This is a genomic window from Oceanobacillus sp. FSL K6-3682 (genome assembly GCF_037976165.1).
Classification (GTDB): domain Bacteria; phylum Bacillota; class Bacilli; order Bacillales; family Amphibacillaceae; genus Oceanobacillus; species Oceanobacillus sojae.
In genome coordinates, this window is the sequence record NZ_CP150263.1 from 3,079,789 (window position 1) to 3,096,143 (window position 16,355).

The following is a 16,355-nucleotide window of genomic DNA, read 5'->3' on the forward strand; positions in this document are numbered from 1 at the left end:
CCTGCCTTTATTGTTTTATCTTTGCTCCCATTCCTCTTTTAAAAATGAATAAATACAGGTATCCTGAGAATACTCCGGCAGATTAATATAACTTCTTAACAATCCTTCTTTTTGAAATCCAAGCTTGTCTAATAACTGATTAGATGCCTTGTTTTCAGGATAGGTAATAGCGCCGACTCTTTTTAAATTCAATTGCTGAAAGCTATATTCCAGTATTTTTTTAACAGCCTCACTTGTATATCCCATTCTCCAAAAATCAGGATGCATATCAAACCCAATTTCAGCCCGTTTATTCCATATCTGCAAATTATTTAATCCGATAGTGCCTGCTAACTCTTCCGTATCTTTCGGTACTATCCCCCAACGAACAGCTCTATTTTCCTGAATATGTTTTTGGAAGGAATCAATCATTTTTTCGGCTTGTTCTATTTTTTGAAATGGCTCTATTCCATAATAGCGGGTAACTTCTTCCTTAGAAAAAATCTCAAATATCTTCTGTTTATGCTCCTGATTGATTTCGATTAAGCGCAGCCGCTCCGTCTCCATACTTGAAAATTCCATAGGCCTGCCTTCTTTCTTATTGGATTTAAGAAATACGAATAATTACCTTTCCAAATTGCTTTCCTCCGTCTAAATAGCTGAGTGCATCTAAACTTTGATCGAGAGAAAAAACACGATCGACCACCGGATGTAATTGGTATTGTTCAGCATGCTCAAGAGCAGCAATCAATTCTTCTCTGCAGCCCATCGTGGATCCAATAAGCTTGTACTGCCCATAAAAGAAAGAACGCAGATCAAACTCCACAATATCGTCCGTAGTTGCACCGAACGTTACAAATCTTCCTCCCTTCTTCAAAATAGTTAAAGAACGGCTAAAGGTTGCTTTTCCGTTACTATCAATAACCATATCGATTGTTTCATTCCCCAGTCTTTCCTTCCAGTCATCAGCTGTATCAATAACAACATCTGCTCCAAGTTTTACAGCCTTTTCTCTTTTCTCAGCACTTCTTGATGTTGTAATAACCCGCGCACCAATATTTTTTGCAAATGCAATTAGATAAGTTGCCACCCCTCCGCCTGCTCCAGGAATAAAAACAGTCTCTCCTTTTTGAAGCTGACCTTTTGTAAACATCGCCCGATAGCCTGTCAAGGCAGCCAATGGGAAGGCCGCTGCTTCTTCCCAGCTCATAAAGGATGGCTTGGGCTCTACCTGATCTTCGGAAATAACAATTTTTTCAGCAAACGTTCCATGATCCGGCATCCCTAAAATATCAAATTCTACCGGTGGAGCTTCATTATTTTTTACCCAGCGTAATGCAGGATTAATAATTACTTCATCTCCAACCTTTACATCTGTAACGTTTCTGCCTACTTTTTCAACAATTCCGGCCCCATCTGAACCAAGTATCAGAGCCTTGTCTGTTCCCTTTCTGCGATTAGGGATACCTAAATCTCGCCGGTTAAGGCCTGCTGCCTTCAGGCTAATAACTACTTCTGATCCCCCAGGCTCCTGCAATTCCATTTCTTTCATTTGTAAACTGCCGTTTTCATGTACAAGCGCTCTCATCAATCTAACCCCTCTCCATTATTCATATAATATTGTGATAGTTCTGCTGGTTTTGGAATATTATTTTTTCACAAAGAGATAATATTCAGCCTATATATTCATTTTAAAATACTAATGATTCTTTTACCCAATTATAAGCTCACGAATTTATTATGTACAAGAGCTCTCTTTATAATAAAAAAGAAAGCTCTTTATCTTAAAAGCCTAAAATATAAAAACAGCTGCAATTGTTGCAATAACTAAACCAATAACTACTGGAAAGAAATTTTTCCTCACTAATTCAATTGCAGAGACACCACAGAATCCTGCTACAGCAATAAGAGATGACCAAGCGATTAGTGCACCTCCGCCTGACCAAATTGCCCCAAGCTGACCAATTGCAGCTAATGTACTTGCATCTATAGAAGAAGATTGTAATGATGCAGCCAAAGCTCCTGTTAAAGGTAAGCCAGAAAAACCAGATCCATCTAAACCAGTGATAATACCAACTAACAATAAACTAAAAGCAACAAAGACCGTACTTTCTGGAAGAAAAGACTGGATAGAGGTAATAATTTCAAATAAAAAAGATGGCGCTTCTTCTACAAGCAGGATATCCTTGGAAAACTCAGCACTTCCTAAAAAGAAAAATCCGGCAATAGGAATGACTGGTCCCATTGCTCTAAAAGCAAAGACAAACCCATTCGTAATGTGATTACCAACATAATCCAATGCATTTCGTTTTCCGAATACACCTGTAGCGAGTAATAATAAAATAACCGCTACTCCTCCTACAAGAGCAGCACCTTCTCCGCCTATTAAATCACTGGATCCAAAAAATTTATTATAGAGCATATACCCAACTACGGCCAGTAAAACAACAGGCACCAGCCAAGCAAAAATACGGCTCCATTTGATCAGATGCTTTGAAGCTGCTTTATGCCCGGAAGAATCATAGTCTTGAATTTGTTCTGCTTCTACCTGATTTCTCGGGTCTTCTTTTGAACGGATAGATTTCCGATAAAATAAATAGGCTAATACAGAAGCAATTACTCCAGTAATAAGAGATAGAACCAAAGACCGGTCTGCAACTACTGAAGTTTCTACACCGGCAGCTTTCGCGGATAACGCCGGAGCTACCTGAACAATATAATCAGAGGACAGCGCCATCCCTTGGCCTGCAATGGTAATTGCAACTGCAGCTGTAATAGCGGGAAGCCCGGACCTTATTGCCGCAGGAACAAGTAAAGCGCAAATAAGCGGCACGGCTGGTGTTGGCCAGAAAAATAAGGAGATACAATACGTAACAATAATCAAAACAAAATAAGAAAGGTGTCCATTAGTCATGACCTTTTGAATCGGCTGAATCATAAGCACATCTGCCCGTAAATCCTTTAGTGCGTTTAACAATGCAAGCATAAAAGTAATAATCAAAAAGATGCTGAAAAGCTCTTGAGCTGCAACTAAATTAGCGTAAAAAATAGCCATAAACCCACTGACTATGCTTCCCTTATAGACACACGCAATAACAAACGTTCCCAGCAAGCTTGGAAGGACAATCCCTCTCCGAAAAATCATTGTCACCAAAATAAGCAAAGTGAAAAATCCATACAGTAAATGCGGGATAGTTAAACCCATCTTATTCATATCCTCTCCTTCAATGTGTACAATAGCCTATGCAGCAATGAAGACAGAGGGTACAAAAATAATAGAAATAGATGTAAGGGCTGTTTTATCATAGTAAAGAACAGAAAATCATGCGTAATAAAGTTTCGTTGTATAATATCTTACTTACTAAGGAAAAAACGCAGTGGTTTTGGAATTTACCACTGCGTTTTAACTGAAATTTATTCTAGAATATCTATAACTTTTTTTACTGAGTCTGCAGATTTATCTAATTGTATTTTCTCTTCATCTGTTAAATCCAGCTCGATAATTTCTTCCATTCCTTTTCCACCGAGAACAGTAGGAACTCCCAGATAAATCTCCTGATATCCATATTCTCCTTCTAAGTAAGCAATGGATGGCAAAATACGCCGCTGATCCTTGAGAATCGCCTCTGCCATCACTGCTAACGATGCAGCAGGTGCGTAATAAGCACTTCCGTTTCCTAAGAGATTTACAATCTCCCCTCCGCCAGTCCGGGTTCGCTGTACAATTTCTTCCAGCCGTTCTGGAGAAATAAGTTTTTCAAGCGGGATCCCTCCAGCATAGGAATAACGGGTAAGCGGCACCATATCATCACCGTGTCCACCAAGAACAAACCCGGTTATATCTTTTACAGAAATATTTAATTCCTCTGCAACAAAAGCTCTAAAACGAGCTGTGTCCAGCACACCTGATTGTCCTATTACACGTTCTCTAGGAAAGCCCGATGCTTTATAAACTGTATATGTCATTGCATCAACAGGATTAGTCAGAACAACAATAATTGCATTCGGGGAATACTTCACAATTTCTTTTGTAACCGACTTCATTATTTTTGCGTTTGTATTTACTAAATCATCCCGGCTCATTCCTGGCTTACGTGCAATTCCGGCAGTAATAATTACTAAGTCAGAATCTTTTGTATCGGCATAATCCGACGTTCCAGTTACTCTCGCATCAAAACCTTGAACCGGAGCTGCTTCCGCCATATCCAATGCTCTTCCCTTTGTTGGGTTCTCCATATCCGGGATATCAACGAGAACAACATCTCCTAATTCCTTTTGGGCAACCATTAATGCAGTAGTTGCTCCTGTAAAGCCAGAACCGATAACGGAAATCTTTTTACGTACAGAAACCATCAAACTACCTCCTACTATTTGTTCCTTTATTTGAAGAAAATGTTTGCAGCAAATGATAATTTATATCGTTGCTGCAAACATTTTCTCAAGATTAACAGAATTAATTACTCTGTTTCAATATTCTTTTTTAGAATAGAAAGCTGGCTTTTTTATGCTTTCATATTTTTAATAAGTTCATCAGCAAACTCAGAGCATTTCACTTCTGTTGCACCATCCATAAGACGGGCAAAGTCATAAGTCACCACTTTAGAACCAATTGTTTTATCCATTGATTTTGTAATTAAGTCAGCTGCTTCTCTCCATTCTAAATGCTCAAGCATTAATACAGCAGAAAGAATAACAGAAGACGGGTTAACTTTATCTAATCCTGCATATTTCGGAGCAGTACCGTGAGTTGCTTCGAAAATAGCATGTCCAGTATCATAGTTAATGTTTGCTCCCGGAGCAATACCAATACCGCCCACCTGTGCAGCAAGTGCATCAGAAATGTAATCACCATTCAGGTTCATTGTTGCTACTACGTCAAACTCTTTTGGACGAGTAAGAATTTGTTGTAAGAAGATATCTGCAATAGAATCTTTTACAAGGATTTTACCTGCTGCTAATGCATCATCCTGAGCTTTGTTTGCTGCATCTTTACCTTCCGCCTCAACAATACGGTCGTATTCAGCCCAAGTAAATACTTTATCACCAAATTCTTGTTCAGCAACTTCGTAACCCCAGTTTTTGAAGGCTCCTTCAGTAAATTTCATAATGTTACCTTTATGTACTAAAGTAACACTTTTGCGGCCTTCACTTAATGCATAATCAATAGCAGCACGAACAATACGTTTTGTACCTTCTTCAGATACCGGTTTAACACCAATGCCTGATGTTTCAGGGAAGCGAACATTTTTAACGCCCATTTCATTTTTTAAGAAGTTAAGAACCTTCTTAACCTCGTCAGTGCCTTCCTGCCATTCAATACCAGCATAGATATCTTCTGTATTTTCACGGAAGATAACCATATCAACATCTTCCGGACGTTTTACTGGAGATGGAACACCTTCAAAATAACGTACAGGACGCAGGCAGGTAAATAAATCTAATTCTTGACGTAAAGCTACGTTCAGAGAGCGAATACCGCCACCTATTGGTGTAGTTAATGGACCCTTGATAGCAATCTTATATTCATTAATTTTATCAAGCGTATCCTTTGGTAACCATTCACCTGTCTTATCAAAAGCTTTTTGACCAGCATATACTTCTAACCAATCAATAGATTTTTCACTATTATAAGCTTTCTCTACAGATGCTTCGATAACACGGCGGGCAGCAGCCCAAATATCCGGGCCAGTCCCATCTCCTTCAATAAATGGGATTACTGGTTTATTTGGTACATTCATTTCGCCGTTTTCTACTACAATTTTTTCACCTTGTGTCATAGATAAAAACCTCCTATTAATGATTCCTATTACATTCTACTACATTTTAACGATATTATCATTATCCTCTATCTTCAATAGCAACATAATCCTGTAAATCCGGTCCGTTATATTCAGCACGCGGGCGGATTAAGCGGTTGTCAGCATATTGCTCTAAAATATGCGCTATCCAGCCGGAAGTTCTGCTGACAGCAAATATCGGTGTAAATAAATCCTCATCAATTCCTAAGCTGTGGTAAACAGAAGCGCTGTAAAAATCAACATTTGCAGGAAGACCTTTATGCTCTTTTACATAGTCCTCAATTTTGATAGACATGTTATACCATTTTTCCTGCCCGGTACGTTTCGTCAATTGCTTAGACATTTCTTTTAAGAATTTAGCCCTTGGATCACCATTACGGTATACACGGTGCCCCATTCCCATAATTTTTTCTTTGTTTTCCAGTTTTTCTTTAATATAAGGGATAGCATTTTCTTCTTCACCAATTTCAAGAAGCATCTTCATTACATTTTCATTTGCACCGCCATGTAACGGTCCTTTTAAAGCTCCAATGGCTGCTACAAGTCCGGAATAAATATCGGAAAGTGTTGCTACACAAACCCTAGCTGTAAAAGTAGATGCGTTTAATTCATGGTCAGCATGAAGAACAAGTGCTTTATTAATTGCTTCTACTTCAATGTCCTCCGGATCTTTTCCATTCAGCATAAATAAGAAGTTTGCTGCATAGCTTAAGCCTTCTTTTGGCTGAACTGGATCTTTTCCATCACGAATTCTGGCAAATGCAGCTACGATAGAAGCAATTTTTGCCTGAATACGAATTGCTTTTCTCTTATTTGCTGCTTCATCCATATCGTCTGCTTCTTCGTCATAAATTCCTAATAATGAAACCGCTGTCCGTAGAGCTGCCATCGGATGAACACTTTTTAAATCATATGAACGCAAATGATTAATAATTGCGTCTGAAACGGTCATATTCTTTGCTAAATCAGCTTTTAGCGCATCTAGTTCTGATTTCGTTGGAAGCTTTTGATTCCAAAGTAAATAAATAATTTCTTCAAAGCTGGAATTTTCAGCTAAGTCATCAATTTTATAACCAACATAGGATAATTGATCATCAATGATCGAACTGATTGCTGATTGTGTTGCGACAATATTTTCTAATCCTTTTGTTGTTGACATATTACCCTCTCCCTTTCCAGTTAATCAGAGTATTACATATTTCTACATTAAATAAATAATACAAGGGTGACAAACTAAATTTTGGCTGTTTAAAGCTATGTAGGAATAAATTTAAGCAAATATTATTACATTCGCTTAGTATCAATCAGGTGATGGAACTCGCGTTTCGTGGACGATTAAACGTGGAACCAAAATCTTTTGAAAGTTACGAATCAAATAATTTATTATTCTACTTTTTAAACAAACTCAGAAAAACTTTATCTTTATTTGTACCCTGATTTGATTAAAGCAATCCTTTTTGCCTGCCCATCTATCATTATAAATGATAATAAGCAGAATGTGAATTGAAACCGTTTAAATTTTGTAAAATAACTGCTAACGGACTCTGTAATTGATTTTCTCATTATTTGCGTTAAATAAGCCCGGTTTATTAAGGGTGATTTCTTGAGTACGGTTTTTTACTTCTCTACGATGTGTTTAATTTTTTCTTTTAACTTTGTATGATAATCATTCCGTCTGAACCCGCCGTGTATTTTGAGATAAAAATCCGGTATCTTAATGACACATTCCAAACAGTCGTATTAGTATTTAAAATACCTTTGGAACAAGTTTCCTATACTTTTTTTGATGGAGCAATATTCTCCGCAAAACGAGTAATCCCAGCCCCAAATGCTAAATCAAACTCTTAACACTTCTACTTTGCTATCTAAAATCATAGATTACAATAAGGTCGTTTATTTGGGGGAAATATAATGCAATCAAAAATCGTTGGACAACTTATCCGCAGTCTTATTATCATTATCATTTTATTCGGCAGTATTTTTCTTCTTTATATGCTTTTCCCTTATATATATCCTATTCTGATAGCATTTTTACTGTCACTTCTCTTTCAGCCCTTCATCAGATTTTTTGCAGAAAAGTTAAAAATGCCGAGATTACTTGCTTTAGTCAGCACGTTTATTCTTTTTTTCAGCTTGTTCACTTTCGTTTTGTTCTTTTTAGTAAGTGAGGTCTACCAAGGTATTCTTTACTTATCGGACAGGCTGCCAGCTTATTTTCACCATATGATGGAACAGTTTCAACAACTGTTAGATACCCAAATATTACCTTTATATGATCAATTGCTTTCTCTTTTAACTACTTTACATGTTGATTATCGTTTGGAGGTCTATGAGTATATAAATTCCTTTACGGAATCTGTTACTGCAGCCTCAACCCGGTTCTTTCAAATGCTGTTACAGCAGTCGGCAAATTTTCTTATGATGCTGCCAAATTCCTTTACTGTTTTTATTTTTATTATATTGGCTACTCTTATGATCAGCTATGATTTTCATAACATCCAAAATAAGTTTCGCGAAATTATACCTTCCAATTGGTATGCTCTTCATAAAAAAATAGCCTCTCATTTAAAAGAAGCTGTAATTGGCTATTTTAAAGCACAACTCATATTGGTCTGTATTTCTGCAGTTATTTTATGGGTTGGGCTTTCCGTTCTCGGTGTAGAGCATGCATTTACGATTGTTTTATTTGCTGCGATTGCCGATTTTATCCCTTATTTAGGAATTGGAATTATTATTATACCCTGGATTCTTTTCAGCTTTTTAACCTTTAATTATCCTTTAACAATCGGTTTATCTGTTCTTTATGGCCTTATTATTATCATCAGGCAATTGATAGAGCCTAAAATTGTGGCAACTTCTATTGGTATTTCGCCTTTAATGATGCTCATAGGGATGTTTTTAGGTATCCAATGGCTTGGAGTCTTTGGATTTATCCTTGCTCCTGTGATTTTAGTAGTTATACTCGCCATCAAAAAATCAGGCGTATTCCAGCAATTATTTCTTTATATTAAGGGATAATTTATCACCATCGGCGGTAAATTATTGTGTTTCTGCCTACAAACTGCATTGCTATTTTCTTTAGTTGCTTTTTAAATTGATTTCTTGTCCAGGGTATCAGTAACAATAAACCAACTATATCTAAAACAAAACCAGGGATAATAAGCAAAAATGCTCCAAGCATCGTTGCCAGTCCATCGAGAATTTCATCGGTTGGTGGTGTACCTCTCTGTATTTGCAGCTGCGCACGTCTAAAAACTTCCATTCCCTGATACCTGGCTAGGAAAATACCCAATATAGCTGTTCCGATAATTAATCCAACTACCCATAAAACACCAATAAGCTGGCTTAACCAAAGAAACACACCAATCTCTACTGCCGGGATAATTATAAATGCCAGAAGAAGGTATTTATTTCTCATTTTCAACACCCTTTCTACTTTGATACGGTATTTTCACCCATTCCCAGAATATATATCCTAAATATATAAAAATAGAAATACCTATATTATCTATCCATTGAATTGTATCATTGAAAATGAGTTGTTTCACAGTTAAAAAAATGAAACAAAGAATTGGCAATCCGATATTCTTTTTGAACATATTACCTTCCCTTCGTAAATACGTCTCTTCACTAAAATCAATAAATAAGCCAGCTTTTATTTTACCATGTTCCCATACAGACTTAAAAATAAAACCCCCGAATCGGGGGTTTAACTTATTTTTTATATTTTTTATAGTACGCCTGCATGGCCGGCATATACCTGTCCACGGCTGCTGTCTACAGTAATATCTTGACCGTCTTCTAATACTTCAAAAACATTCTCTACGCCGACAATAACTGGTATTCCTATACTAACACCAACTACTGCCGCATGAGAAGTCAGACCGCCTTCTTCTGTAATAATTGCAGAAGCTTTCTCAATTGCCGGCATCATTTCTTTTTCAGTGGCATGGGTTACAAGAATATCACCCTCATTCATACGGGTTAATGCTTCTTCATTATTTTTAGCGAAGACAACATGCCCATATGCTTTACTTCTGCCGATACCTTGTCCTTTTGCAACAACATCTCCAATAACATGGACTTTCATTAGATTTGTTGTGCCCTTTTCTCCAGCAGGTACTCCTGCAACAACAAGCACTGTATCTCCGCGTTTGCATACTTCCGCTTCAAGCCCCCGTTTTACTGCTACTTCTAACATTTCGTCTGTAGATTTTGTCGGTGTGCCCATAACTGCATGGACGCCCCATACTAGCGAAAGCTGACGATTTACTATTTCATCCACTGTTACAGCAATAATCGTTGCTTTAGGACGGTATTTTGAAACCATACGGGATGTTGACCCGCTTTCTGTCGGTGTGATAATCGTACCGATATTTAAGTTATATGCTGTATGAGAAACTGATTGTGTAATAGCTTCTCTGATTTCCATATCAACATTTTTAGAACGCTCTTCTAAAATAGCTTTATGATCTAATGCAGATTCTGCTTTTAACGCAATATTACTCATGGTTTGTACAGATTCTACCGGATAATTACCAGCAGCTGTTTCACCGGAAAGCATGATTGCATCTGTACCATCAAATATTGCATTGGCAACATCGGAAGCCTCTGCACGAGTCGGACGAGGATTCCGCTGCATAGAATCTAACATTTGAGTTGCTGTAATAACTGGCTTTCCGGCTGTATTACATTTTTTAATAAGTTCTTTCTGTACTAGAGGTACATCTTCTGCAGGTATTTCCACGCCAAGGTCTCCACGTGCAACCATTAGACCATCACTAACTTCCAGGATGCTGTTAATATTATCTACACCCTCCTGGTTTTCAATTTTAGGGATAATTTTAATATGATCTGCATTATGCTGCTCTAATACTTCTTTAATTTCTAATACATCTGAAGGACGGCGGACAAAAGATGCTGCAATAAAGTCTACTCCTTGCTCTACCCCAAAGATAATATCATTCGTATCCTTTTCTGTAATTCCAGGAAGATTGACGGATACATTTGGAACGTTAACTCCTTTTTTATTTTTAATTTCTCCAGAGTTTAACGCAACAGTTATAATTTCTCCATTATCCTGGTTAATCCCTGTTACTTCTAATTCAATAAGTCCATCATCCAGCAGAATTTTTGAGCCTTCATGAACATCGTTGATTAACCCATCATACGTAATGGAGAATCGTTCAGAAGTACCTTCTACTTCCTTCATTGAAATAATCACTTCTTCACCTTGAACAAGATCCGCTCTTCCTTCTTTAAAGTTCCCTGTACGAATTTCAGGTCCTTTTGTATCAAGAAGAATAGCTACTGTTTTATTTTTCTTAGCTGCTGCTTCACGAATATTATTGATTCTGGCACCATGCTCATCAAAATCCCCATGCGAGAAGTTTAATCTGGCAACATTCATTCCTGCATCAATAAGTTGCTCCAATTTTTCTATTGATTCCGATGCCGGACCAATTGTACAAACGATTTTTGTGTTTCTCATTTTATTTCCTCCTTAAAATTCAACCAAAATCTATCTTTGTATGTTAGATAGAAAGTTCTTTAGATAGCTGGAACATTTCATTATTAATATGATGCTTCATTTTCAAGATATCATTAATATCATTATCCACGATTTGGTTGTTTCTAATTCCAACCATACGTCCGCCTTTATTATTTAGCAGCAGCTCTACAGCTGCAGCACCAAGCCGGCTTGCCAGCACTCTATCCTGGCCAGTCGGTGAACCGCCTCTTTGAATGTGTCCTAATACAGTTACCCTTGTTTCCAAATCGGTAGCCTCTTCAATTTTCTTTCCAACGTCAAATCCGCTGCCGACACCTTCTGCAAGCAGGATAATACTATGCTTTTTCCCACGCTTATGTCCACGGTTTAATCGATCAACGATTTGAGAGAATTCATCCTTCTGTTCCGGGATAAGGATACTTTCTGCACCAACTGATAACCCGGCCCAAAGCGCTAAATCTCCTGCATCGCGTCCCATTACTTCTATGACATATGTACGCTCATGAGAAGTAGCAGTATCACGAACCTTATCCACGGCATCTATAATTGTGTTAAGAGATGTGTCAAAACCGATTGTAAAATCAGTTCCTGCAATATCATTATCAATTGTTCCCGGTACACCGATACAAGGAACACCTTTTTCTGTCAGCTTCTGAGCTCCTTTAAAACTGCCATCACCGCCAATTACAATTAAACCTTCAATGCCGGCTTTCTTCATTTGTTCAACCGCTCTTAGCTGTCCTTCATCCGTTTTAAACTTCTCACTTCTTGCTGAGAATAGAATTGTTCCTCCACGATGAATAATATCGCCGACAGAGCCAAGATGCATCTCTTCAAAGTTACCATCCATTAAGCCTTGGTAGCCGTTTTTGACACCAATTACTTCCATCTCATGATAGATTGCTTTTCTCACAGTTGCTCTGATAGCAGCATTCATACCAGGAGCGTCTCCTCCACTAGTCAAAACACCAATTTTTTTCATTTATTTATTCACCTCATTGTTAAAATATCGCCATGTTCAGCTTATTTTTAAGCATTTGCGAAATATTGGAATCATCACTCCTGCTGTTTGAGGAATACAGGCAACTGTTATCAGACAGTTATACTAATTTGTCGAATTCCCTATTCTACAATTTTAAAACACCTGAACACGCTTCTTAATATAAATAAAAGATAAAGAATATCGTTAGACATAGTAATTATAAATCAAATTAAATCAATAATCGATTATTGATTTCTTATCTTTCATCCACTACTCTATCTATTTTACATGATTCTTTCATTATAATCCAAATTAAAATAAAGGCTGATATTCATTCTCAGCCTTTATAAACGATACTTAAACCGTTTGAAATGAACCTATCTTTTTATATTTTTGCCATCTTTCTTCTACAATATCCTCAGATGACAATTCTTTTAACTCTTTTAATGACTTTTCAAGTACTTGATCGATAAATACAGCTTGTTCGTCAATATCCCGATGTGCTCCACCTTTTGGTTCTGGTATCACTTCATCAATGACGCCCAAATTTTTCAAATCTGGAGCTGTAATCTGCATCGATTCAGCGGCCCGCTGCGCTTCTCCTGCATCCTTCCACAGTATTGCGGCAGCTCCTTCTGGAGATATTACGGAATATGTAGAATTTTCCAGCATGTGAACATGATTTCCTACACCGATTCCTAATGCACCACCGCTACCGCCTTCACCAATTACAACACACACAATAGGGACGGTTAAACCAGCCATTTCCATTAAGTTTTTGGCGATGGCTTCGCTTTGTCCTCTTTCTTCGGCTGCTTTGCCTGGATATGCCCCTTTTGTATCAATGAAAGTGATAATTGGACGGTTGAATTTTTCAGCCTGCTTCATATGACGCAATGCTTTTCTATAACCTTCAGGATGCGGCATTCCAAAATTACGTTTAATATTTTCTTTCGTATCTTTTCCACGTTGATGACCAATTATAGTTACCGGTTGATTTTTATAATAAGCAATACCGGAAACAATTGCTTCATCTTCACCAAATAAACGATCACCATGAAACTCAATAAAATCTTCAAACAGTCTTTCTACATAATCTAATGTAGTAGGACGATCTGGATGTCTGGCCATCTGCACCCGGTTCCAGGGCTTTAAATTGCCATAGATATCTTCTTCCAGCTTCGCTAAGCGCTCTTCCAGTGTTCTAATTTCATCCTTCAAATCAATTTCACTGTTTTCTGTGAATGCTTTTAGTTCTTTAATCTTTTCTTTTAAATTTACAATGGGTTTTTCAAATTCCATTATTGGCGCCACTTATGATTACCTCCCATCTGCATGCATGGAAAGAATTTTTCCAAGCGTTTTTTTCATGTCATGACGGTGAATAACCTTATCTATCTGCCCATGCTCTAATTGAAATTCAGCTGTCTGAAAATCGTTTGGTAATTTTTCACGAATAGTCTGCTCGATAATTCTTCGACCAGCAAAACCTATTAGTGCCCCCGGTTCGGCAAAATTATAGTCTCCAATAGATGCAAAACTTGCGGATACACCGCCGGTGGTTGGATGGGTCATAACAGAAATCATTAAATTTCCGCTGTCTCTGAACCGCTTAACAGCAAATGATGTTTTCGCCATTTGCATTAAGCTTAAGAGCCCCTCCTGCATACGGGCACCGCCGGATGCTGTAAATATAATAAACGGGATAGATTCTTTTCTGGCTTCCTCAATTGCTCTGGTTATTTTTTCTCCGATTGCGGAGCCCATACTCCCCATACGAAAATGTGAATCCATAACTGCAAATGCGGTCTGTTTACCTTCAATCGCCCCTGTGCCAGTAATAATCGCTTCGTTCAAGCCTGTTTTCTCACGGTCTTTCTTAATCTTCTCCTCGTAATCAGGGAAATTTAATGGATTTGCAGATGTTAAACCAGCATCCCATTCTTCAAATGTCCCTTCATCGAATAAGCTTTCAATTCTTGTCCATGCTGTCATCGGATGATGATATCCGCAGTTGGGACAAACATATAAAGATTTAACTATTTCTTTTCGATAATAGATTTGTTTACAATTATCACATTTCTGCATTAAACCCTCTGGAACATCAACTTTCGCCTTCTCGCTCGGGATTGATGCATACTTCTTACGCTTGCCGAAAAAATCTTTAAGTGGCAAGTTTATCCCCCCTTTTTCTACTACTAGATTATCTGAGCATATATAAACAGGCTGTGTATATTATCTAGTATTCAAATAGAGCTTTCAATAAGAGCTGTTTCCTATTTTACTATTGTAAACTATTTTGCCGAGTTATAATAGTTACTCCATAAAATGAAAGTATTTTTAGTTTTAGAATCCCAACAAATAGATTACCACCTGATGCCAAGTCGTGCAATCACGTTTTTCTTATTAAACATAATTTTTTCTCAAATGTAAGGTGAATTATGCTGTTTAACGAACGGCTAAAACGCCTTCTCCCACTGGAATTAACTTAAGATTTAAAAATAAAATAAATGCGTATGAAGAGGATATTCAAAAAAAAATGAAATAATAAGCTGCAGGGTATCAGTCTATTATTAACACATCTATAATCATTTGTCGGGCATCTTATTTCCAGAACTTTTGAACATGTACTATGAGAGCAGTATTCTTTTGAAGAAATTTGTCCTAAAACAAAATATCCCCAAAAACACTTTTACTAAAAATGTTTCCGGGGCTAATTATCAGAACAGATTATTTATTGATTTCTTTTGTCAGATTTCTTGTCTTCTCTGCTACTTCCTCAGGGTCTACTTGGACACGGGCCACACCGGATTTCATTGCCGCTTCAGCTACGTGCTTGGCCACAAGCGGGGCAACTCTATCATCAAAAGGAGAAGGAATAACATAATCCTCATTCAACTCATCTTCTGAGATCAAAGAAGCGATTCCTTCTGCAGCAGCAATTTTCATTTCTTCATTAATCCGTGTTGCTCTGACATCCAACGCACCCCTGAAAATCCCTGGAAAAGCAAGTACATTATTTACCTGATTTGCAAAATCAGACCGGCCGGTTCCAATAACCCTTGCCCCTGCTTCTTTTGCATCATCTGGTAAAATTTCCGGATCAGGGTTTGCCATAGCAAAGATAATTGCATCATCATTCATCTTCTTTACCATTTCTTTTGTTAATGCTCCGCCTACTGAAACACCGATAAATACGTCTGCACCCTCTAAAACATCTTCCAGGCTTCCTTCTATCTTCCGTGCATTGGTATATTTTGCAACAAGTTCTTTCACCCGGTTCATCCCATTAGGACGCCCTTCGTAAATTGCTCCTCTGGAATCACACATAATCATGTCATGAACGCCCAGGCTCTTTAACAGCCGAATGATTGCAATACCTGCTGCACCCGCCCCGTTAGCCACAACTTTTATATTTGAGAAATCCTTATCTACCAATTTTAAAGCATTCATTAATCCTGCAACAGTTACAATTGCTGTACCGTGCTGGTCATCATGAAAGATAGGGATATTTGTTTCACTTTTTAAGCGGTCTTCTATAATAAAACAGTTTGGTGCTGCAATATCTTCCAGGTTGACTCCGCCAAAGGTTGGTTCCATTAATTTCACTGTTTCTACAATTTTGTCTACATCTTGTGTATCCAGACAAATCGGAAAAGCATCTACTCCTGCAAAGCCTTTAAATAATACCGCTTTTCCTTCCATAACAGGTAAAGAAGCTTCTGCACCGATATTACCGAGGCCTAATACAGCAGATCCATCACTCACTACAGCAACCATATTTCCCTTCATCGTATAGTCATAGACAGTTTCTTTCCGTTCATAAATTTCTTTGCAAGGTTCTGCAACACCAGGGGAATACGCTAGACTTAAGTCCTCTTTGTTTTTCATGGGAACCTTTGATTTTATTTCTAATTTCCCCTGCTTTTGTTTGTGTAAATGTAACGCTTCGTCTCGTAGGTTTGCCATCGAATTCCGCTCCTTTGAATACTGTAAGTAATATGTATAATTATTACGCTTACAATTTGGGCCAAGCCCTTTTAAATCCCTTTTATTATAACAGATGATGAACCTGTGTAAAGTA

General features: G+C 37.7%; 13 protein-coding genes. 1 reads left to right on the plus strand and 12 read right to left on the minus strand.

The genetic code is table 11. The annotated features are described in order from the left end of the window. Positions 1 to 15: 15 nt before the first annotated feature. The 6 genes from MHH51_RS15400 to citZ all read right to left on the minus strand — a co-directional run bounded on the left by MHH51_RS15400 (position 16) and on the right by citZ (position 6,936). Positions 16 to 561, minus strand: a complete 546-nt coding sequence (locus MHH51_RS15400) for a GNAT family protein (protein ID WP_147211044.1) — start codon at positions 559 to 561, stop codon at positions 16 to 18. A gap of 25 nt (positions 562 to 586) precedes the next feature. Next, positions 587 to 1,567, minus strand: a complete 981-nt coding sequence (locus tag MHH51_RS15405) for a zinc-binding dehydrogenase (protein ID WP_147211043.1) — start codon at positions 1,565 to 1,567, stop codon at positions 587 to 589. Between the two features lie 204 nt (positions 1,568 to 1,771). After that, entirely contained in the window at positions 1,772 to 3,184 is a 1,413-nt protein-coding gene (locus MHH51_RS15410; RefSeq protein ID WP_147211081.1) for a hypothetical protein, read from the minus strand. Positions 3,185 to 3,393: 209 nt separating this feature from the next. Then, entirely contained in the window at positions 3,394 to 4,332 is a 939-nt protein-coding gene (gene mdh, locus MHH51_RS15415; protein WP_147211042.1) for a malate dehydrogenase, read from the minus strand. Positions 4,333 to 4,481: 149 nt separating this feature from the next. Next, positions 4,482 to 5,756 (minus strand): NADP-dependent isocitrate dehydrogenase, encoded by a 1,275-nt coding sequence (icd, locus tag MHH51_RS15420; RefSeq protein ID WP_339282438.1) that lies wholly within the window; start codon positions 5,754 to 5,756, stop codon positions 4,482 to 4,484. A gap of 61 nt (positions 5,757 to 5,817) precedes the next feature. Then, the gene (gene citZ / locus MHH51_RS15425) at positions 5,818 to 6,936 is read right to left on the minus strand and encodes a citrate synthase (RefSeq protein WP_147211040.1); all 1,119 of its coding nucleotides are present in this window, start codon (positions 6,934 to 6,936) and stop codon (positions 5,818 to 5,820) included. Between the two features lie 752 nt (positions 6,937 to 7,688). Here citZ and ytvI point away from each other — a divergent pair. Beyond that, entirely contained in the window at positions 7,689 to 8,795 is a 1,107-nt protein-coding gene (ytvI, locus tag MHH51_RS15430; protein WP_339282439.1) for a sporulation integral membrane protein YtvI, read from the plus strand. Between the two features lie 4 nt (positions 8,796 to 8,799). On the opposite strand, the gene MHH51_RS15435 is transcribed toward ytvI, so the two are convergent. The 6 genes from MHH51_RS15435 to MHH51_RS15460 form a co-directional block, all read right to left on the minus strand. Then, complete coding sequence (locus MHH51_RS15435) at positions 8,800 to 9,195, minus strand: FxsA family protein (protein ID WP_147211038.1); 396 nt, start codon at positions 9,193 to 9,195, stop codon at positions 8,800 to 8,802. Positions 9,196 to 9,507: 312 nt separating this feature from the next. Beyond that, positions 9,508 to 11,268: a pyruvate kinase gene (gene pyk, locus MHH51_RS15440; protein ID WP_147211037.1), complete on the minus strand. Its 1,761-nt coding sequence runs from the start codon at positions 11,266 to 11,268 to the stop codon at positions 9,508 to 9,510. A gap of 43 nt (positions 11,269 to 11,311) precedes the next feature. Then, entirely contained in the window at positions 11,312 to 12,271 is a 960-nt protein-coding gene (gene pfkA / locus MHH51_RS15445; protein WP_147211036.1) for a 6-phosphofructokinase, read from the minus strand. A 357-nt stretch (positions 12,272 to 12,628) separates the two neighbouring features. After that, positions 12,629 to 13,585 carry an acetyl-CoA carboxylase carboxyl transferase subunit alpha gene (gene accA, locus MHH51_RS15450; protein WP_339282440.1) on the minus strand — a complete coding sequence of 319 codons (957 nt, stop codon included), beginning with the start codon at positions 13,583 to 13,585 and terminating at the stop codon, positions 12,629 to 12,631. Between the two features lie 6 nt (positions 13,586 to 13,591). Then, entirely contained in the window at positions 13,592 to 14,446 is an 855-nt protein-coding gene (gene accD / locus MHH51_RS15455; protein WP_339282441.1) for an acetyl-CoA carboxylase, carboxyltransferase subunit beta, read from the minus strand. Positions 14,447 to 15,001: 555 nt separating this feature from the next. Then, complete coding sequence (locus MHH51_RS15460) at positions 15,002 to 16,240, minus strand: malic enzyme-like NAD(P)-binding protein (RefSeq protein ID WP_156986012.1); 1,239 nt, start codon at positions 16,238 to 16,240, stop codon at positions 15,002 to 15,004. Positions 16,241 to 16,355 lie beyond the last annotated feature (115 nt).

What these genes read in the sequence shown, in the direction of transcription:
- icd (WP_339282438.1), bottom strand. Translation starts at nt 5,756, where the DNA reads ATGACACAAGGTGAAAAAATTGTAGTAGAAAACGGCGAAATGAATGTA.
- MHH51_RS15435 (WP_147211038.1), bottom strand. Translation starts at nt 9,195, where the DNA reads ATGAGAAATAAATACCTTCTTCTGGCATTTATAATTATCCCGGCAGTA.
- citZ (WP_147211040.1), bottom strand. Translation starts at nt 6,936, where the DNA reads ATGTCAACAACAAAAGGATTAGAAAATATTGTCGCAACACAATCAGCA.
- pfkA (WP_147211036.1), bottom strand. Translation starts at nt 12,271, where the DNA reads ATGAAAAAAATTGGTGTTTTGACTAGTGGAGGAGACGCTCCTGGTATG.
- MHH51_RS15460 (WP_156986012.1), bottom strand. Translation starts at nt 16,240, where the DNA reads ATGGCAAACCTACGAGACGAAGCGTTACATTTACACAAACAAAAGCAG.
- MHH51_RS15405 (WP_147211043.1), bottom strand. Translation starts at nt 1,567, where the DNA reads ATGAGAGCGCTTGTACATGAAAACGGCAGTTTACAAATGAAAGAAATG.
- pyk (WP_147211037.1), bottom strand. Translation starts at nt 11,268, where the DNA reads ATGAGAAACACAAAAATCGTTTGTACAATTGGTCCGGCATCGGAATCA.
- ytvI (WP_339282439.1), top strand. Translation starts at nt 7,689, where the DNA reads ATGCAATCAAAAATCGTTGGACAACTTATCCGCAGTCTTATTATCATT.
- mdh (WP_147211042.1), bottom strand. Translation starts at nt 4,332, where the DNA reads ATGGTTTCTGTACGTAAAAAGATTTCCGTTATCGGTTCTGGCTTTACA.
- MHH51_RS15410 (WP_147211081.1), bottom strand. Translation starts at nt 3,184, where the DNA reads ATGGGTTTAACTATCCCGCATTTACTGTATGGATTTTTCACTTTGCTT.
- MHH51_RS15400 (WP_147211044.1), bottom strand. Translation starts at nt 561, where the DNA reads ATGGAATTTTCAAGTATGGAGACGGAGCGGCTGCGCTTAATCGAAATC.